This window comes from Bartonella sp. AA86SXKL (genome assembly GCF_042196885.1).
Map to the genome: position 1 here is coordinate 1 of NZ_JBHIRE010000004.1, position 19,240 is coordinate 19,240.

General features: G+C 37.8%; 16 protein-coding genes and 2 pseudogenes. 2 read left to right on the forward strand and 16 right to left on the reverse strand.

Features of this window, described 5'->3' with window-relative positions:
• A pseudogene (locus ACFIO5_RS02965) lies at nucleotides 1–1,155 on the reverse strand (hemagglutinin repeat-containing protein); the annotation flags it as partial.
• Nucleotides 1,156–1,161: 6 nt separating this feature from the next.
• Between ACFIO5_RS02965 and ACFIO5_RS02970 the strand changes: the two are divergent.
• Nucleotides 1,162–1,386: a hypothetical protein gene (locus ACFIO5_RS02970; RefSeq protein WP_375618013.1), complete on the forward strand. Its 225-nt coding sequence runs from the start codon at nucleotides 1,162–1,164 to the stop codon at nucleotides 1,384–1,386.
• A gap of 409 nt (nucleotides 1,387–1,795) precedes the next feature.
• On the opposite strand, the gene ACFIO5_RS02975 is transcribed toward ACFIO5_RS02970, so the two are convergent.
• The 6 genes from ACFIO5_RS02975 to ACFIO5_RS03000 form a co-directional block, all read right to left on the reverse strand.
• Nucleotides 1,796–2,677 (reverse strand): outer membrane protein, encoded by an 882-nt coding sequence (locus tag ACFIO5_RS02975; protein ID WP_375705095.1) that lies wholly within the window; start codon nucleotides 2,675–2,677, stop codon nucleotides 1,796–1,798.
• Between the two features lie 182 nt (nucleotides 2,678–2,859).
• The gene (locus tag ACFIO5_RS02980; RefSeq protein WP_375634570.1) at nucleotides 2,860–3,030 is read right to left on the reverse strand and encodes an outer membrane protein; all 171 of its coding nucleotides are present in this window, start codon (nucleotides 3,028–3,030) and stop codon (nucleotides 2,860–2,862) included.
• A gap of 45 nt (nucleotides 3,031–3,075) precedes the next feature.
• Complete coding sequence (locus tag ACFIO5_RS02985; protein WP_375634016.1) at nucleotides 3,076–3,546, reverse strand: porin; 471 nt, start codon at nucleotides 3,544–3,546, stop codon at nucleotides 3,076–3,078.
• A gap of 493 nt (nucleotides 3,547–4,039) precedes the next feature.
• Nucleotides 4,040–4,873, reverse strand: coding sequence for a porin (locus tag ACFIO5_RS02990; protein WP_375634014.1), 834 nt, complete (start codon nucleotides 4,871–4,873; stop codon nucleotides 4,040–4,042).
• Nucleotides 4,874–5,207: 334 nt separating this feature from the next.
• Nucleotides 5,208–6,041: an outer membrane protein gene (locus tag ACFIO5_RS02995; protein WP_375618016.1), complete on the reverse strand. Its 834-nt coding sequence runs from the start codon at nucleotides 6,039–6,041 to the stop codon at nucleotides 5,208–5,210.
• A 1,358-nt stretch (nucleotides 6,042–7,399) separates the two neighbouring features.
• Nucleotides 7,400–7,780 carry a hypothetical protein gene (locus tag ACFIO5_RS03000; protein ID WP_375671926.1) on the reverse strand — a complete coding sequence of 127 codons (381 nt, stop codon included), beginning with the start codon at nucleotides 7,778–7,780 and terminating at the stop codon, nucleotides 7,400–7,402.
• A gap of 364 nt (nucleotides 7,781–8,144) precedes the next feature.
• On the opposite strand from ACFIO5_RS03000, the pseudogene ACFIO5_RS03005 reads away from it, so the two are divergent.
• Nucleotides 8,145–8,587 (forward strand): annotated as a pseudogene (locus ACFIO5_RS03005) (integrase); the annotation flags it as partial.
• Nucleotides 8,588–8,837: 250 nt separating this feature from the next.
• Here ACFIO5_RS03005 and ACFIO5_RS03010 read toward each other — a convergent pair.
• The 9 genes from ACFIO5_RS03010 to pstC all read right to left on the reverse strand — a co-directional run bounded on the left by ACFIO5_RS03010 (nucleotide 8,838) and on the right by pstC (nucleotide 19,184).
• Complete coding sequence (locus ACFIO5_RS03010) at nucleotides 8,838–9,458, reverse strand: ribonuclease D (RefSeq protein ID WP_375632307.1); 621 nt, start codon at nucleotides 9,456–9,458, stop codon at nucleotides 8,838–8,840.
• Nucleotides 9,451–10,845: a M20/M25/M40 family metallo-hydrolase gene (locus ACFIO5_RS03015; RefSeq protein WP_375611787.1), complete on the reverse strand. Its 1,395-nt coding sequence runs from the start codon at nucleotides 10,843–10,845 to the stop codon at nucleotides 9,451–9,453. The genes ACFIO5_RS03010 and ACFIO5_RS03015 overlap by 8 nt, the downstream gene beginning before the upstream one ends.
• A gap of 83 nt (nucleotides 10,846–10,928) precedes the next feature.
• Nucleotides 10,929–11,804 (reverse strand): bifunctional DNA-formamidopyrimidine glycosylase/DNA-(apurinic or apyrimidinic site) lyase, encoded by an 876-nt coding sequence (gene mutM, locus ACFIO5_RS03020; protein WP_375634008.1) that lies wholly within the window; start codon nucleotides 11,802–11,804, stop codon nucleotides 10,929–10,931.
• A gap of 273 nt (nucleotides 11,805–12,077) precedes the next feature.
• Nucleotides 12,078–13,325, reverse strand: a complete 1,248-nt coding sequence (locus tag ACFIO5_RS03025; RefSeq protein ID WP_375634007.1) for an aminopeptidase — start codon at nucleotides 13,323–13,325, stop codon at nucleotides 12,078–12,080.
• 177 nt (nucleotides 13,326–13,502) lie between these two features.
• Complete coding sequence (locus tag ACFIO5_RS03030) at nucleotides 13,503–14,336, reverse strand: cell wall hydrolase (RefSeq protein WP_375634006.1); 834 nt, start codon at nucleotides 14,334–14,336, stop codon at nucleotides 13,503–13,505.
• A 547-nt stretch (nucleotides 14,337–14,883) separates the two neighbouring features.
• A complete protein-coding gene (gene phoU, locus ACFIO5_RS03035; protein ID WP_375634004.1) occupies nucleotides 14,884–15,606 on the reverse strand; it encodes a phosphate signaling complex protein PhoU in 723 nt (240 codons plus the stop codon).
• 21 nt (nucleotides 15,607–15,627) lie between these two features.
• Complete coding sequence (gene pstB / locus ACFIO5_RS03040) at nucleotides 15,628–16,386, reverse strand: phosphate ABC transporter ATP-binding protein PstB (RefSeq protein ID WP_375611792.1); 759 nt, start codon at nucleotides 16,384–16,386, stop codon at nucleotides 15,628–15,630.
• A 51-nt stretch (nucleotides 16,387–16,437) separates the two neighbouring features.
• On the reverse strand, nucleotides 16,438–17,727 hold the full coding sequence (gene pstA / locus ACFIO5_RS03045; protein ID WP_375634578.1) for a phosphate ABC transporter permease PstA: 1,290 nt from the start codon (nucleotides 17,725–17,727) through the stop codon (nucleotides 16,438–16,440).
• Nucleotides 17,724–19,184 (reverse strand): phosphate ABC transporter permease subunit PstC, encoded by a 1,461-nt coding sequence (gene pstC, locus ACFIO5_RS03050; protein WP_375634579.1) that lies wholly within the window; start codon nucleotides 19,182–19,184, stop codon nucleotides 17,724–17,726. Before pstC ends, pstA begins: the two co-directional genes overlap by 4 nt.
• Nucleotides 19,185–19,240 lie beyond the last annotated feature (56 nt).

Sequence of the window (19,240 nt, forward strand, 5' to 3'; positions counted from 1 at the left end):
ATTGAGAGAAGAACCTTGATGCTCAAAACTCTCTTCATTTTCTGTCTTTCCCTCACTCCCGTATATCGACACAAAGCCCTTGCCTGATCCCACACCAAAACCTGTTTCATGCTCCTCTGAATGGCTTTTATGGTGATCTGTCATGCCATCAATTGTCACACTTTCTCCGCTCACATTGATATCTTGACCGGAAAGCAGATGAGAAGCAGAAATCTTGGCTTCTCCTTGTGCGTCTAACACGATGTTTCCCGTCGCCCCAAGGATAGAGGAGACCGTTGTGGTATGCGATTGAGATGTATCGGACGATTCCTCATGCAAAAAGCCACTTGATGACGATTGTGCTTGCTGATCCAACTGTTCTTGGGCGCCTTTGATAGTAATCTTTCCCCCAGAGTGAATGGTAATATCCGCTTGTTTTTGATCTCCCAGTGCTTTCTCTCCTGACGTTTCCTCTGCCTTACCGGCTATGAGCGTCGAGGCGACAACTTCCGTGTTATTTCCTGAGTCAATGGCAATGCCTTCACCCCCTGTTATGCTCGCCCCCACAACTTGGCGCACATCCATCTTGTTATGCTCAGATTTGCTGCTACTAAATGCTCCACCGTCTTTATGGTACGACATCTCATACTGTAAGCTATCCTCTGCATTATTGATCAGGACATCGTTGCTGGCTTTCAGCCCCACCTTGCCATCAGCCGCAATGGAACTACCTGTGATGCTAAGATCATGCGATTTGCCATCCTGCCCTGCAATGACAGTGGTGTCACCTCCCGATTTTATCGAAGAGCCAACGGCATGAGAGGCTTGCATGTCCACTTTCGTGTTTTTGGTGCGAAGATGATATTCCATCTCATCGTTTCTCACCCCTATTGTTACCTCCCCTTGGGCGCCAAGACCAACATTGCCCTTGGCATCTATATCGGAAGCAGCAATATGGATATCTTTTCCAGAGAGAACAGTGGTCTCTTTTCCAGAACTTAAATGAGAGCCATTGTGTAAAGCAACATGAGATGTTTCACTCCTATTCTGATTGTCCATGCTGTTGCGTGTAGCATCAATCGAAACATTCCTCTCAGCTTGTAAGGAAAGATTATCCGTTGCTTGAACATCAGAGCCTAGAATATTCAAATCTTGTCCAGAGAGAAGTGGGCTTGATGTACTTTGAAAAATATTTTTTTAAAACAAATGTGTGAATACACAACAACAAGTGTATTCCGTTTAGGGCGTTCTGTTTTGCATGAGGAGTATGATCCCATTAAAAAATGCAATAAACAAAAATGTAAGACAATGCATCATCTTCATTTTCATTATTTAAAAGACATTACTCTAAATGCTTTTGAAAACCGTAAAGCTAAATTAAAAGAAGATGATAAAGTTGGAAACTAGTTTTTCTTTTTGTAACTTTATATTCTTCTCCAATGAGGCTGTATTCCCGTTTCAGAACTTACTCCAACAGATATACGCAATACGCTCGCTCTAATCTGGCATATAAAAGTAAACTAAAGTTCATCACTGATTATGATCTTGTCCTATTTCTGAGATTAATTAAATACTTTTCACTTAAGCGTAAAATGATAGCCGTAATATAAGATTTTATGTAATAAGTAGTTATAAAATCGATGCATACTACTAATTCGCCTTTTATAATATAAAACTTTTTTTAAGCCTTATAATACAAAATGATACCAATAAAAATTAAGGGATTAAGAGAGATAAAATAGAGAGCTAATAAAATAAAGGCCCCGTTAAACGAGGCCTTAGTATTTTTTGTGCTGATAATTTCATTTTTTCGAAATTAGAATTTGTAAGCGACACCTACACGGAAGTCATTGGTTTTGTAGTTGAATTCACGTGTATCGTTTGCGAATTTCTTTTTACCAAAATCGGAGTAACGGTATTCTGCACGTAAAAGAACGTTGTCTGTCATTGCAAAGTCAACACCGCCACCAATAGTGAAACCAACCATTGTCTTCGTGTCATCAGCCCAAGTACCACCAGTCAAATCTACATTTTGTTTAACTGGTGGGTTTTCCACCACATCAGCATTCTGCTCAACCTTAGCTCTCTCTCCTTTTCCTGTAACTGATTGAATGCCCTGTACCTGCGCATAGGCAATACCACCAGCAACATAAGGCATAATACGGTCAACAGCAGCAAAACCGATACGAACGCGTGTAGCACCAGACCATTTTTCTTTGTAGCTGTGCTTTTCCGTTACCTTGTCACCTATTTCAAACCGTTGCTGATCTTTTAATTCAACCTTAGCTTTTTCAAGGGCATTATTAAAATCTGCTGCATTTTTTTCAGTAAGAGTCAATTCACGGGCTGCTTTTGATTCTTCACGGTCTGCCCAAACTGCATCGGTTTCAACACCGAGAATGAGACCATTTCCAAGGTCTACGTTAGATCCGGCATAAATCCCACCCATGAAACCAGAAGGACTAGGTGTATTATCTTTTTTGAAAAGTTCTTCATCTTCTCCTGGAATAGTTACTTTAGTTTTACTCGAAAAGTTACCAACTTGACCACCAAGATAAAAGCCTGTCCAAGAAAATGAAGGGGCTGCTGCGATAACTGCTGGGGCTGTTTCACGAGGGATGATAATATCAGCAGCTTGTGCTGCAGAAGCTGAAATTAAAGCGGCAATAGAAGTTGCTATTAAAGATTTTGTATTCATAATTTTGCTCCTAAATTAACTATCAAACGACCTTACAAGATTACAGATAGAAAAGCTGTAGTAAAAATATCACAATCATACAAATAAAACCCCAGAAAACAGCGGTTTTTTAAAAGTCAATATCTTTTGGAAATTTAATTTTTTATTAATACTTTTTATTCATAATTGCACTTTTGATGAAATTAGAACTTGTAAGCGATACTTACACGAAAGTCATTGCTTTTGTAGACTAGTTTAAGATAATCCTTTTTAAATTCCTTCTTAGCAAAGTCTAAGTAACAGTATTCCGCACGAAGCAGAATATGATCTGTCATCGCGAAATCTATACCACCACCAAGGATAAAACCCTCCATCGTTTTTGTTTTATCAAATACTGTAGCAGAAACTCTTTACTTGGCTTACCCATTTTCCCAACTTTTTTGTTCCTGAAACTTTACCAACACCTTGTATTTGCGCATAAGCAATACCACCAGCCACATAAGGCATAATGCTGTCAGCGACAGAAAAACCAACACGAACCCGTGTTGCACCAGACCATTTTCTTTGAAACCAATGCGATACACTGCTGTGTCACCCTTTTGAAACTTTTCATTTTCATCCAATGTGACACCAGCATCTTTAAATTTATCATTAAAATCATCAATCACAAGAATCTTTGAGACCGTCTTCGTCTCTCCTCGGTCTGCCCAGACTGCATCGGTTTCAACACCTAGAATGAGAACATTTCCAAGATCTACGTTGGAACCTAAATAAATACCACCGATGAAACCGGAAGGCATAGGTAGTGCATCTTTATCTAAAGTTTTTTCTTTTGTCTCAAAATCAAATACATAAACTTTGACTTGAAAAGTTGCCAACTTAACTACCAAGATAAAAACCTGTCTAAGAACACGAAAGAGCTGTGATAACTGTTGGAGCTGTTTTACGAGGAATGACAATATCAGCAGCTTGTGCCGCAGAAGCTGTAGTCATAGCGATAACAAAAGTTGTTACTAAAGATTTTATATTCGTAAACTTTGCTCCTCATTTATTTACGAGCACAGTATTATACGACTACAAAAAAAACGCTGTAGTAAAATGATACAATCATAGGAAACGAAAGCTGACGCAAGATAAAGTCATTTCATAACTTCACGTTTCATAAGAATTTTCATAAGAAATTGTAAGTTACAAGTATGTGTAAATTATTGATTTTATGGCATAATTGTTATCTGTCATTTATAAAAATCTTTTTAAGAAAATCTAAATAATATCTTTTACTCCCCTAATAAATATAGGGTATGTGATAATATAACAACAGAAAAGAATAGAGGCCCTGTCTTTGACAGAGCCTCTTGGAAGTTTATTTCGTTGTTTACGAAATTAGAATTTGTAAGCAACACCTACACGGAAATCATTGGTTTTGTAAGCGAATTTATCCCCGTCCTTTACAAATGCTTTTTTACCAAAGTCTGAGTAACGATATTCTGCACGCAATAGAACATTGTCTGTCATTGCAAAGTCAATACCACCACCTACAGTGAAGCCAACCATTGTTTTCGTTTCATCAAACACTTTAGCAGAAGCGATTTCGGCACCTTCAGCTGTCGCTGCCTTAAGAAAATCAACCACTTGCAGCTGCGTATAAGCAATACCACCAGCAACATAAGGCATAATGCGATCAACGGCTGCAAAACCAACACGAACGCGTGTTGCACCAGACCATTTTTCTTTTATAGAGGTGCCCTCTACACGTTTGTCAGTCGCCACGATACCAGCAATAGTTTTTCCTGTAGCAGGTGTAGCTTTAGCTTCTGTAAGCTCATCTTTGAAACTGTCAAGGCCTGCTTCCCCAATGACTGCTGAATGCGCTTTTGAATCTTCGCGGTCAGCCCAGACTGCATCGGTTTCAACACCTAGAATGAGGCCATTACCAAGATCTACGTTGGAACCTACATAAATACCACCCATGAAACCGGAAGGCTTAGGTGTCCAGTCTTTATCTGTAATTTTCTTTTTTGTTTCTGAATCAACTACATCAACTTTACCTGAAAAGTTACCAACTTGACCACCGATATAAAAGCCTGTCCAAGAAAATGAAGGGGCTGAGATAACTGCTGGGGCTGTTTCACGAGGGATGATAACATCAGCAGCTTGTGCTGCAGAAGCTGCTGCTATAGCGATAACAGAAGTTGTTACTAAAGATTTTATATTCATAAACTTTGCTCCTAATTTATTTATGAGCACAGTGCTACAAGATTACAGAAAGAAAAGCTGTAGTAAAAATGATACAGTCACAGAAAATGGAGGGCATATCCCAGACAAAATCGCTTCATAGCTTGATTTTGTACGAGAAACCTAAAGATATATATATATATAACTTATTGATTTTTAAATGTAATTCTTGTTTATTGTCTATGATTTTTTTAAGAAAACCTGAATAATATCTTTTCATATCCACAATAAATTATGTATTGTGTGATAATATAGCAACAGAAAATAACAGAGGCGCTGTTAAAGACGGCGCCTCTGTTATTTAACTTATCATCTGTTAAAATTTGTAAGCAACACCAACTCGGAAATCATTGGTTTTGTAAGATGTCTCATATTTATCATTTGAGAATTTCTTTTTCCCAAAATCAGAGTAACGATATTCCGCACGGACAATAACGTTATTGGTCATTGCTAAATCAACACCAGCACCCAGAGTGTAACCAACAAGGGTCTTTGTTTCATCAGACAAGGTACCAGAAGCTATTACTTTGTCTGAATCTTTGCCTGTTATTGAAATCAATGCAGTATCTTGAAGCTGGGTATAAGCGATACCACCAGCAACATAAGGCATAATGCGTTCAGCTGCAAAACCAATACGTACACGTGTCGCACCAGCCCACTTTTCTTTAAAAGTGAAACTGTGGGTTCGTTTAGCACCAGGTTCAAGCGCATCTTTACCAATATTAATTCCAGATTCTGTTAATATCTTCTTAATATAATTTATGTGATTTGGAGCAATAACATATGTGTTTCCTGTCTTCGTATCATCTTTATTAGACCACATGATATCTGTATCAACACCTAGAATAAGGCCATTACCAAGATCAACGTTGGAACCTGCATAAAGACCACCCATGAAACCAGATAGTTTAGGCAAAAGGTCATCAGGCACTGGAATCTTTTTTCCATTACTGAGAATATCCATTTTCGTTTTACCCGAAAAACCACCAATCTGGCCCCCAACATAAAAACCTGTCCAAGAAAAAGTTGGAGCAACAATAACGGGAGCAACAGGTGTTGGACTTGGGGGAACAATAACATCTGCTGCTTGTGCTGCTGAAGCTGAAACAAAAGCGAAAGCAGAAGCTGTTATTAACCATTTCATATTCATATTTTCTCTCCATAGCTGAATATTTATTTGAACACACCATTTCATATAGAGCCCCATCTTCAGATATCTGTAGCAAAAATGATACACTTATAAAAAAAACAAAAAGCCAATCAAAGTACCCTTAATTGCTTGATCTGTAATAAATGAGAATAAAACTATGCCCATGCACAAATGATCTCTTTTTCTCACATTTGCTCTCCTTTATAAATTTTGTAAAAAAACTGCGTCACAATACCCTCCGTGTAAAGCGTGTGCTATTGGAATGAAAATACAATATATTGATTTATAATGAAAAAATATTTTTTATATTAATTCGTCTGCAATATTGAAGATGTTCTTATCTTAAGCCTTTTTATATTAAAGAAACCAAAACCATCCCCCTGCACCTCACAAACGAGCAAGTGTGTGAATAGCTCTTTGATTGTTTTTTCTTCATTGTAAAGAATGCTTATACCGCATAAAACAAGATCTCCACTACCCCATGGACTGCAACAAGATTACATGCAATTTCATTACACTTGCTCTTTGTTTTTAATTTAGGCATTTATGCCTTTTTGACATACTTACCATTTTTTTCTTCTCTCAACCTTATAGTAAATCTTTTCAGAGCTTCAGCCTTATTTGTAGGATATCATTTCATACTCCTTTACAAGACTAAATTGAAAAAAATGCCTAAAGACAGACAACCGGTATAATAAACATTAAAACTTATATAGAAATCTCCTTAAAGCTGAAAAAACGAGAAATCTTTCTTAAAGTTTTCACACCACACCTTGCTTTAAAAATCATGAATTTGGCAGAAAAAATATCTGATATTTTGAATCATAGACAAATGAATATTTTATAAACTGTAGTCGAAGCATACCATCAAAGATCAAAAGTTTAACATTTTTGTTGCTTCACTCGATTTTGATGAAGTATCCTCTCAGATCCTCTCTGCAAACAGCTTAGTTTCTTGTCAAGAGGATTTTTCTTAACTCCTTACTTATGTGATTCACTTAACTAAAGGCTCTCTGGACAAGCCCTACTCTAAAAACACTTATCAAGGAGTTTTATATGCGCTGTATAGTCACGCTTAAATGACAGTATTTACAGTATAACAGCGTAACCCAAAATCGGGAGGTTATATTTATCCAAACCCATGAATTTTGTAACGAGCGATTGCCATTATACAGAGTATTCTTGCACCGAAATCCACCTCCCCATATCTTTTCCAAATAGTACTCTTCACCCCCTCCGTACACAATTATAATACCCTTTGCGAACAACTGCTCCTCCACTTTTCAAATGATAAAAAATATCTCCTCTCTTCAATTCCCGATCATACGTTAGACCTCTTGATGTTGTTTTCTTACTTTTTAATAACTCATTGGACTTCGTCTAAATAAATCTGGTCGTCTTCCTTTCCTTAATCCTTTTTTAGGCTTTTGAAATCTTTTTTTACCAGAATATGATACAGGTACTAACTCAGCTTCTGTTATGCATTGGTTGTTATGCGTGCAAGAAAGTTCCATTTGAACAACTTCAGAGAAGATCTTGCTCAACTGTTCACTAGAAAAAAGATCTCTAGGAAGAACAAGAGAAGGTATACCCTCTATTAACTTTTGAGAAGACAAGAAAGAAGCACCCTGAGCTACAGAGATTGAAGCAAACGTAGCAAAAGCCGTAATAAAATATTTTATGTTCATAAATTTAACCTCGTATAAATATCCATAATGGATTTTATCTAGTGTCTTCATTGCAAATTTCCAGAAAAAATAGCATGTTTATAGATAAAAAGTGAGAATCCTTAAAAATAAAGCTTTGGAGCATTTTAATTTTAAAATAAAAGAAAATTGCCCTGCTCTGCCAACATAGAAATTACTTATTGAGTAATAAATAAAGGCACGAAGTATCGTCTGAAAATAATAAACTATACGAACTTCATATAATATACTGATTTATAATGATAATATAGCGTTATCCATATTGACTGAGAATCCTAAATACCATAAGATTCTCTCATTCCAAATCTTTTTCATGTTGAATCAATCAAAACCATTTGTTTGCACGTTACAAGTTGAGAGAGCTGTGTGGATAAAAAACACTAAAAAAAGACTAAAAATGCCTCTTATGAACCGTCTCAAGTGCTAAGGACTTACACAACATTGGGAATTGGTACAGTTGTGTGGATGGTAGCGGCTTGTTACTCCATAAGCATAAAGATGGTAGTGTTCAATAGATTTTATATTGGTATTGGAAGCTTTATTGTTATATCTTTTATGAGCGCCACCGTAAAATGAACTTGGGTGTCGGTTTCTTTACAAAAAGCACATGAATTAGCAACACAAATATATTCCGTTTAGGGCGTTCTGTTTTACACGAAGAACGTAAATCCATTAAAAACATGAGGCAATGCGTAATCTCTATTATTTAACAGACATTGCTTTAAATACTTTTGAAAGTCGTAAAGCAGAATTAAAAATGATGGTAAAGATGAGATTTGGTTTTTACATTTACACATTCATATTCTCCCCCAATTAGGCTGTATACCGGTTTCAGAGATTTAAGTCTTCCAACCTACCGTATGTTTCCAGCCTCTCCTCAAAATTGCTTTGTTTCAAATAAAAGCTGTTACAAAAATAAAAAATATGGATTCGCAAAAGTATTTTTATTGCCTAAACTTCAAATGAAATAGCACTTAAGAATTTATTATAATTCTTATCAGAAAAGATGAGAGGATAAAACGCCCATAATGTACAAGCATTTTGTCCTCTCACATCAATAATTAACTCTATTTAAAAGCCAATTTTAAAGTTAGCTATGCGCAAAAATATCAACTTCCGCCCATCCTAAAAGATCAAGCCTAGCTCTCATAGGCAAAAATTGAAAGCATGCCTTGGCAACATTTTCTCGCTCTTCACGTCTTAAACGTTCTTCAAATATAACCTTTAAACGATGTAAATATAACACATCCGACGCAGCATATTCAATTTGTGCCTGTGATAACGTTTCTGCCGCCCAATCCGAAGATTGTTGCTGTTTAGAAATATTCACATTCAGCAATTCATTACAAATTTCTTTCAAGCCATGACGATCCGTATAAGTGCGCGTGAGTTTCGAAGCAATCTTTGTACAAAAAATAGCCTCTGGCATAACACCAAATGTATGCGCTAAAATAGCAAGATCAAAACGCCCAAAATGAAATATTTTGGTTATTGCGTTATCCTCAAGCAATTTTATCAAATTTGGTGCACTCTTTTGTTCTTTAGCAATCTGAATAACGTCAGCAGTACCATCTCCAGAAGAAAGCTGAACAACGCATAAACGATCACGATAGGGTTGTAATCCTAAAGTCTCGGTATCAATCGCAATGGCATCAGTTTTATAATTGTCTAAGTTTGGTAAATCACCTTGATGAACGCGAATCTCAGCCATTTACCCTCCTACTTGCTAAAGCAGCAAGAATACGCGCCCAAGACCGCTGCCCCTTATGAAACGATTTTAAATTATACTTTTCATTAGGAGAATGAATACGGTCATCAGCCAGTCCAAAACCAACCAAAAGAGTTTCCATACCAAGAATTGACCGAAAATCTGCTACAATTGGGATCGAGCCCCCCATGGCTGTCAAGACAGCAGGCACTTCCCACTCTTGTGATAAGGCATCCTTCGCCTCCTTGATAAAAGATGAATCATCAGAAATCTGAAGTGCCGGAGAAGAACCGTGATTCTTAAATTCAACCTTACAATCAGCAGGAATTGAGCTACGTACATAATCACGCAACGCTTGGCGTATTTTCTCTGGATCTTGCTTATGCACCAAACGACACGATACTTTTGCACTCGCTTGAGAAGCAATAACTGTTTTCATCCCTTCCCCTTCATAGCCGCCACTAATACCATTAATTTCCATGGTAGGACGTGCCCATACAAGCTCTAAAATGCTCCGCCCTTTTTCACCAGCTGGAACGGAAAGTCCTATAGGACCAAGAAAATTTTCAGCAGTACAATTAAGTGCATTCCATGATTGTAAAATCTGTGGAGGTGTTTCTTCTACGCCATCATAAAAACCAGGAAGTGTTGCCCTATTATTTTCATCGTGAAGTCCTGCTAAGATTTTCGTTAAAATACGAATGGGGTTAGCTGCTACTCCTCCAAAATAACCAGAATGCAAATCACGATTCGCTGCTGTGATAATAATCTCTTCTGCCATAATTCCCCGAAGAGAAAGAGCAATAGATGGTGTATCCGCATCCCACATTGACGTGTCACAAACTAATGCATAATCTGCCTTAAGTTCATCTGTATTTGCTTTTAAAAAAGGAATAAGGGAAGGAGAAGCACATTCTTCTTCTCCCTCAAATAAAACAGTAACTTTAATAGGAAGCTGCCCTGTTTCTTTCTTAAATGCACGACATGCTTCAATAAAAGTCATCAACTGACCTTTGTCATCTGAAGCTCCACGAGCACAAATAACTTTCTCTCCATCTCTCTCTTTTAAAGAAGGTGTAAATGGATCATCCTCCCATAAACTCAATGGATCAACAGGTTGAACATCATAATGTCCGTAAAACAACACATGCAAACAATCATCTGAAGGTCCTGGATGATGCCCAACAACCATTGGATGCCCCGGCGTATCACGGCGTGAAGCCTCAAAACCGATGCTTTTTAAATCCTCTACTAACCAATCAGCTGCTTTACGACATGCATCCTTGTAAGCCGAGTCTGTAGAAATCGATTGAAAACGTAAAAGAGAAAAAAGGCGTTCAAGGCTCTTCTCTATATTTCCATCAAGATGTGTTAGTACTTTATTCAGCATAAAAAAACCTTTCAAGCCTTGTGTAATTATATTATAGATGCGATGACTTTAAGCCTCTTGTAAGATTTTGCAAGACACCTTATTCATTTTTGACATTGTGAGCAGTAAAAACTTGAACGTCCAGCCTGTAAAATGCGCATAATAGGCGCTCCACATTCCAAACATTGCTTGCCTTCTCGTCCATAAACTGAAAAAGTATGCTGAAAATAACCAAGCGAACCATCTATATGCATATAATCACGTAAAGAAGAGCCACCAGACAAAATGGCTTCAGAAATCACATTGCATATATTTTGTGCTAAAGAATCTGCAAATTCACGTGCACGTGCCGTTTTTGATGCCAATGTAAATGCACCACGTTGTGGAGACAAACGACTCCGCCAAAGTGCTTCGCAAACATAAATATTCCCAAGACCTGCAACAATAGACTGATCAAGTAAAACACCCTTGAGAGACATTTTTTTATTAACAAAAGCCTTTTGTAAATAACGACCAGAAAACGAATTACTCATAGGTTCAAGACCTAGCTTATTTAAAAGTGGATGTTCATAAAGCTTATCCGTATCGACTAAAAGCATAAACCCAAAGCGACGCACATCATTATAAATAAGACGATAAACGTCACCATTCTTTGTCTGAATCTCCATGACAAAATGATCATGTTTAACTAATTTACTTGACGCTAAACAAGCTTTTCTTAAAAAATCATTCTCTATACGCCATGAACCAGACATTCCTAAATGGCTTAAAATCGTTTCATCCTGAGAAAGATGAAATAATAAATATTTCGCACGCCGGCCAAGTTCTATAATTGTTCTGCCAATAAGGCGCTCCGAAAAAGCCTCAGGAAAAGGAAAGCGCAAATCTCTACGATTAAGTTTGACAGATACTATCTTTGCATCAGTTACAACGGACTCAAGTCCACGACGAACTGTCTCTACTTCAGGAAGCTCAGGCATTACTCTTCTTTAATAATTATACACTTTCCAATCGTATCTCTGATAAATTGACTTCTTCCCACCCCTCAAAGAACGAAGACTTCCTCTACATCTACTAAACAAATTCTTGATGAGTGGATTTTACTTGGATTCCTACTCATGTGAGTCATTTAACTAAAGGCTTTATGGCCAAACCCTGCCTTGAATATATACCACACACTCTAAAATACTTAACGTATCAATGAGGCTTACATCCCACCCCACCTCAAATGACCGTGTTTTATGGTAACAAAATTAAGCCCATTCACCCTTACGAAATACAGGAACTCTTACACCATCTTGGGTAATGCCATCTATGTCAATTTCACCAGAACCAATCATCCAGTCAATATGAATGACACTTTTATTCCCACCACGTGCTGCAATCTCTTCTGACGTCAATGATGCCCCATCTAAAAAGCATTTGGAATAACACTGCCCTAAAGCAATATGACATGCAGCATTTTCATCAAATAAGGTATTATAAAAAAGGAGGCCACTCTTAGAAATTGGTGAAGAATGGGGCACAAGGGCAACTTCGCCCAACCGGCTTGCACCCTCATCACTTTGCAAAACCTGCTGTAAAACTTCTTGGCCTGTTGATGCACGAGCCTCAACAATACGCCCTGCTTCAAAACGTACTTCAATATTATCAACCAGAGTTCCTTGATAGGAAAGGGGCTTTGTTGAGCGAACGAAACCTTCAACCTTATGAGCATGAGGAGTCGTGAAAACTTCTTCTGTCGGAATATTCGGATTGCAAATAACACCATTTTGAGCAACGGATGCACCACCATGCCATTCATGATCATCTGCCAAACCAACAGTTAAATCAGTCCCTGGCCCTGTAAAGTGTAAGGCAGAAAAACGCTGCTCATTAAGCCAAGATGATCGTTTCTTTAAATTCTCGTTATGGACAGTCCACGCCTGCACCGGATCTTCTCCTGTAACACGTGAAGCAGAAAAAATTGCATCGGCTAATTTTTTAATCGCCTCATTAAGTGGTAAAGAAGGAAACATTGCCTCAGCCCATCCTGCTGTTGGATAAGCAACAATCGACCAATTCATAGCAAAATTTGATATTTGCTTGAGTGCCGGCTGGTAAGCTATTGAAGTGGCTTTATTTAAACGTGAAACCTTATCAAAATCCTGATTGGAAAGGAGCAAAGGATTATCACCAACAATCGCTAAACGCGCTGCCCCATTTTCAAAAGCCTTTGCCATTCCCTCATAAAGCCAAGAAGGGGCACAATCAAAACTAGTTGTATGGGCATTTTCAAACCGTGTAAGAGATAACATATCATCACTAAAAATTGGTGTAATGACACCAGCACCAACCTTATAAGCATGATATGCAATACGCCGAACAAAAGGTAACGCTGAAACTGGAGCAGTTAAAACAAGATCCTGCCCCTCTTGTAAATTCAACCCCACTTTCACTGTAATTTCTGCAAGACGATTAAGCATTTCAGGCGAAATTGTCTCATGAATATCAAAGTACATTACCAATACCCTTCTTTAAATAGAATGCGTTCTTTATGTCGTCATATTATAAATTGTTTTTCAGATCCTTTGAGTTCGCTTTCTCTACGTATATTTATGCGTATAATTATCGCTAAAATTCACTTAATTCATAAACCGCAATGGGTATATCATCCTTCTTTGGTCATGAAAAACTTACTAGTTCCTGTGTCGTTTTTCTAACATTGCAACAATTGCATTTAACTGATCAGATGAAGGTAAAGCCATAATCGTTTTATTTTCCTCTTTCCTAGCTAGATGTTGAGGTGCATAGGCAGGAATAGGAACTTTATCAAGCTGTACCATAGCAAAAGGAGCAGGATGTGCCGTCTTGGACTGTGCTACTTCTGTCAAAGGAGATGTACTTTTCTCTGCCTTTACTCCCCTACTCTCTAAGCCTTCATCTATAAAGCTTGGCGCATGACCAGAACGTTCTTGAGCAAAAGCATAAGCAACATCATAAGGGCGATTATTTGTAGGAACTTGAAGTTCTCCATCACGTGATCGTTTTTCATAAAAAGCATTTCCCCCTGCAACCTGAACATAATGCATGTTTTTATACGGAAAAGACAAACCAGCGGTATGAAAAAACTTAGCGTGTTTAACTTTCTTATCTCGTTCACCCCGTAAAACGGCATCAGCCGCCTCTCTTACACGAGCAACAGATGCTTTCTCCGTCATAGGACGCGTTAAAACACCAGGAGCAAATTGCCTATATTGACCAACAACACCACAAATCGTCTTAGGATAGGCGGTTGAATTAACACGATTCATAACAACCGTTCCAACGGCAATCATTCCTTCACGGCTTGTGCGATTTGATTCAAAATACATCGCTCGCATAAGACATTGACGCTCTGTCAATGGATATGTAACCGTTTTTGTCTTATTATTATCTACTTTTCCAGCATCTAAATAACTTGAAGCACATCCCACAACAACTAACGGCGCTACACAACAGGTAACAAAAACATTCCAACGATTTTTTTTCATCTTATGCAACACATTCCTATAATCTCTGAGATATTCAAGTCTTGAAATGAGCTTTAAATGTATCTCTCAATAAAGTACATAGCTAATTGTTACCACTCAGTAAAATTTTAATACAAGAGGTAATCAAAAAGTATCTATGCAAAATAAAAAATAAAAAACTATTAATTTGCGGATCGATATTGTTATTCTTCATGGCTCAATATAGGCTATAATAACCCACACGTTTCAATTACAATAAAGTAACACTATCCACTTCTTCTACATACGAAAAAATAATACAGATATCCCCTTTAATATAAAATTTTAACAAAATGATCTGAAAGGAAATCCCCTAGAAAACTCCCCTCCTGCCACAATACGAGTGATGATATCATCCAATATACAAATATGTCAAACCAAGAGTTAACAATCTGCCATGCTTCTCTGAAAAAACTCTTTGTTGCTTCTTTGTGCTTTTCCATAGATGGTTATCTTATTCTTTCTATAGCTGCACTATAAGAGAATACTCATATATCTACAAACTGATTTTATATATATAAGAGAAATTTTAATCTATTTTCTTCTCACCTACCCCAACTTTATAAGTAAGGTCATCGCGAGGACGATCAGAGGACATATGGTAACCCGTTATGATATAATGCAGCATTTCAGCAATATTAGTAACATGATCACCAATTCGTTCAATATTCTTTAAACAAAACAGTAAGTGCGTACAAACCGTAATATTGCGCATATCTTCCATCATATACGTCAAAAGTTCACGAAAAAGAGAAGTATACAAAGCATCAATCTTCTCATCACGCTCACGCACCGCGTCAACACGCTCTAATAGGCGACTCGTATAAGCATTTAAGACTTCTTTTAATTGATTGAGTGCTAAAGCTGTAATTGTTTCAAGCCCATGATAAACAGAAGCAGATTGACGTATTTCTGAAAGTGCAACAGTCCTTTTAGCAATGTTTTTTGCCATATCCCCAATCCGTTCAAGATCAGAAGAAATACGAATGGCTCCAATAATTTCACGCAAATCGACAGCCATCGGTTGGCGTTTGCAAATAATAGCAACCGCTTTTTCATCAATGTCACGTTCTGCTTCATCTAAAAACACATCATCGGCAATCACTGTCGTTGCAAGTTGAAGATCACTACACACAACCGATGCGACAGAACGTTCAATCATCCTTTCTGCATGGCTCCCCATTTCTGTAATCCTTACTCTTAAATATTTTAGTTCTGCATCATAAGAACGGACAGTATGTTTCATAGACATATCTTACACTCCTCAATTCACCTATCCAAAACGCCCCGTAATATAATCTTGCGTCCGTTGCTCTTTTGGTGAGGTAAAGATCATTTCAGTCGCACCAACTTCTACCAAATGCCCTAAATGAAACATAGCCGTATATTGAGAAACACGTGCGGCCTGTTGCATGGAATGCGTTACGATAACAATTGTATAATTTTGCCGTAACGCATCGATAAGCTCTTCAATCCGTGCTGTCGCAATGGGATCAAGAGCTGAACATGGCTCATCCATCAAAATAACTTCAGGACTAACCGCAATAGCACGTGCAATACACAAACGCTGTTGTTGTCCCCCTGATAAACTTGTTCCAAGATCATGAAGGCGGTCTTTTACTTCTTCAAACAAACCTGCCTGCCTCAAACTCTTTTCAACGACATCATGCAATTCAGAGCGTGTTTTAACTAAACCATGAATGCGTGGACCATACGCAACATTCTCAAATATAGATTTTGGAAAAGGGCTGGGCTTTTGAAAAACCATTCCAACACGAGCGCGCAATTCTACAACATCAATCCGTGTGTCATAAATATTTTCCCCATCTAAGGTAATAAGACCAGTTGTTTTAGCGCCTTCAATTGTATCATTCATACGGTTAAAACAACGCAAAAAAGTTGACTTTCCGCATCCTGATGGACCAATCAAAGCAGTTACTTGATGTTCAGGAATATCAAGTGTAATACCGTGGAGTGCTTCTTTATCTCCGTAAGAAACCTTCACATCCTGACCGCGCATTTTAATCTTCATTACAAAAATTCACCTTACAAAAATCTTATCAAAGCTGTTATTTTATTAAAATTACTGGCGGCGTTCAAATCGTCGACGTAAAAAAACCGCAGAAATATTCATGATCGCAAGAAAAATCATCAATACAATAATAGCACCTGATGTCTTTTCAACAAAAGCACGCTCTGCTTCACCCGCCCACATAAAAATTTGAACAGGCAAAGCCGTTGCTGGATCCATGGGGGTCGTAGGAATATTAACAACAAAAGCAACCATTCCAATCAAAAGCAAAGGAGCTGTTTCACCCAAAGCCTGAGCGACTCCAATAATTGTGCCTGTCAAAATGCCAGGCGCAGCTAAAGGAACAACATGATGAAAAATCATTTGTGTTTTTGATGCTCCCAACCCCAAAGCTGCTGCACGAATAGAGAGAGGAACAGCACGCAGAGCAGAACGTGTTGCAATAATGATCGTGGGAAGAGTCATGAGCGCTAAAACAAGACCACCAACAAAAGAGGCTGAACGTGGTAATCCTAAAAAATTAACAAAAAAAGAGAGTCCTAAAAGACCAAACACAATTGAAGGAACAGCTGCAAGATTATTGATATTAACCTCTATAAAATCTGTAAATTTATTTTTGCGTGCATATTCTTCTAAATAAAGAGCCGTTGCTATACCTATTGGAAGTGAAACTAATAAAACGATGCCTATCATATAAAGAGAACCAATGATCGCAACACCTAATCCCGCAGTCTCAGGACGACTTGAAGCGCCAAATGTAAAAAAACCAATATTAAATGTTTTATAAAGCGTACCATCATGCGCTAAACGCTTTATCCATTCTATTTGTCGATTAGAAACTTTACGGTTTTTTTCTGCTACACGCAAATCAATCTGTCCCTTATAAGCAGAATCAATATCCGCAGATGCCAAAACTTTAACTTTTTGCATTGTGCCAATCAGTTTTGGATTTTTTGTCACCATTTCACGCAGTTGAACACGGACACCATTCGAAAACATACGGTTAACGTCTCGAAGAGAGGCTCGATCATTTTGATTGATATTAAGTTTCTTTGCTAAAGCATTGCGTACAAGAAGTGGATAATTCGCCGTCATGAGCACTTGTGGTTTTGTTTTACGTTGACCACTTGGATCAATGATCTTTTCATCCAAATAAATCGACAATGTCATTTCACTTTGAAAAAAAGCTGTATAACCCTGACTAATGATAGACCATAAAAGCGCAAATAAAAAAAACAAACCAATAAAAATGGCAATCAAACCATAGGCACGAAAACGACGTTCAGCCCAATACCGACGATTGAGACTAATATTGCGACGAGGAAAAAAATCTTCATTCATTCATATTGTTCCCGATATTTACGCACAATATAAAGAGCTAGAATATTCATCAAAAGTGTCATAACAAAGAGCGTCATCCCTAAGGCAAAAGCCACCAGAGTTTGTGGAGAATTAAACTCAAAATCACCGGTCAATTGATTAACAATCTTAACAGTCATCGTAGTCATTGCTTCAAAAGGATTGAGTGTTAAGTTTGCTGCAACACCTGCCGCCAAAACCACAATCATTGTTTCTCCAATTGCACGCGATGCCGTCAACAAAATGGCCCCCATAATCCCTGGAAGCGCTGCTGGTATAACAACTTTTTTAATTGTTTCAGATTGCGTTGCGCCTAAACCATAAGAACCTTCACGTAAAATGCGTGGAACAGCCGTAATAACATCATCCGATAAAGAGGAAACAAAAGGTATCAACATAATTCCCATCACAACTCCAGCGGTCAAAACACTTTGTGCCATAATAAAACTAACCCCGTCTGAGAGAGAAGCAGAAAGATCACGTAAAAATGGTCCCACAACCTTCAAAGCAAAAAAGCCATAAACAATCGTTGGAATGCCAGCAAGAACTTCTAACAATGGTTTTACAATTGCTCGCAATCGCGCAGAAGCATACTCCGCCATATAAAGAGCTGAAAATAGTCCTATAGGTACAGCAAAAAGCATGGCAACAAATGCAATATAAAGCGTACCAGCAAGAAGCGGTATTAAACCAAATTGTCCTACTTCATCGCTGGAACCGCTCGCGGAAAAACGCGGATCCCAAACTGTTCCTAAAAAGAAATTTGAAAAGGATACAGACTGAAAAAAGCTTACTGTCTGAAAAAGCATAGAAAGCGCAATGGCTATTGTTGTCAAGACTGCAACAATAGATGCACAAATCAATCCAATAATAATAAAAGATTCAACCTTATTACGCGCACGTTGATGAGGCGCAATTTGCATCATTCCACAGATAAAACCAAAGGACGCAATAGCAAAAAGGAAAACATAACCTATAAATTTAAGCTTTTCAGAAGAAAATACCCACGACTGTGCTATTTTGAACACATCATCTGATGCTTCATCGGGTAAAATCAATCCCTTCGCGAGTAATTGTGCCTGCACTTCCTTATAGGAAGCGGTAGAAAGATTCCCCTCAAAACGATGAATCTTTTTGACGAGACTTCGAAGTGTCTCCCAAAGTAGATCGTGATTTACAGGCTCTGTTACATGCGCACTATACGCCCCCAGCTCTCGAGAAGCATTATATTCTAAATAAATTGTACTCCCAGCATCCCAAACAATTAAAAAAATAAAAGCTGGAATAACAGTAATCAAAAATGTCCACCAGCCATAATAATACGCACGAGAATGCATTTTATGTTGTCTGTATTCAAGAATGCATGCTCGCATATAAGAAATACAAAAGCTACAAAATCCAAAAATCAATAATAGCAAAACAATGAAGGAAATGCGCATTTTATCTTTCAGTTTTTATAAAAAAATAGCACCCAAATTTCCTATCTCAGAAATCC

Bases quoted from the DNA above. Each gene is read 5' to 3' on its own strand.
- ACFIO5_RS02975 (WP_375705095.1), bottom strand. From the start codon at position 2,677: ATGAATACAAAATCTTTAATAGCAACTTCTATTGCCGCTTTAATTTCA.
- ACFIO5_RS02980 (WP_375634570.1), bottom strand. From the start codon at position 3,030: ATGGAGGGTTTTATCCTTGGTGGTGGTATAGATTTCGCGATGACAGAT.
- ACFIO5_RS02990 (WP_375634014.1), bottom strand. From the start codon at position 4,873: ATGAATATAAAATCTTTAGTAACAACTTCTGTTATCGCTATAGCAGCA.
- ACFIO5_RS02995 (WP_375618016.1), bottom strand. From the start codon at position 6,041: ATGAATATGAAATGGTTAATAACAGCTTCTGCTTTCGCTTTTGTTTCA.
- ACFIO5_RS03000 (WP_375671926.1), bottom strand. From the start codon at position 7,780: ATGAAGACACTAGATAAAATCCATTATGGATATTTATACGAGGTTAAA.
- ACFIO5_RS03010 (WP_375632307.1), bottom strand. From the start codon at position 9,458: ATGGCTGAGATTCGCGTTCATCAAGGTGATTTACCAAACTTAGACAAT.
- ACFIO5_RS03015 (WP_375611787.1), bottom strand. From the start codon at position 10,845: ATGCTGAATAAAGTACTAACACATCTTGATGGAAATATAGAGAAGAGC.
- mutM (WP_375634008.1), bottom strand. From the start codon at position 11,804: ATGCCTGAGCTTCCTGAAGTAGAGACAGTTCGTCGTGGACTTGAGTCC.
- ACFIO5_RS03025 (WP_375634007.1), bottom strand. From the start codon at position 13,325: ATGTACTTTGATATTCATGAGACAATTTCGCCTGAAATGCTTAATCGT.
- ACFIO5_RS03030 (WP_375634006.1), bottom strand. From the start codon at position 14,336: ATGAAAAAAAATCGTTGGAATGTTTTTGTTACCTGTTGTGTAGCGCCG.
- phoU (WP_375634004.1), bottom strand. From the start codon at position 15,606: ATGTCTATGAAACATACTGTCCGTTCTTATGATGCAGAACTAAAATAT.
- pstB (WP_375611792.1), bottom strand. From the start codon at position 16,386: ATGAAGATTAAAATGCGCGGTCAGGATGTGAAGGTTTCTTACGGAGAT.
- pstA (WP_375634578.1), bottom strand. From the start codon at position 17,727: ATGAATGAAGATTTTTTTCCTCGTCGCAATATTAGTCTCAATCGTCGG.
- pstC (WP_375634579.1), bottom strand. From the start codon at position 19,184: ATGCGCATTTCCTTCATTGTTTTGCTATTATTGATTTTTGGATTTTGT.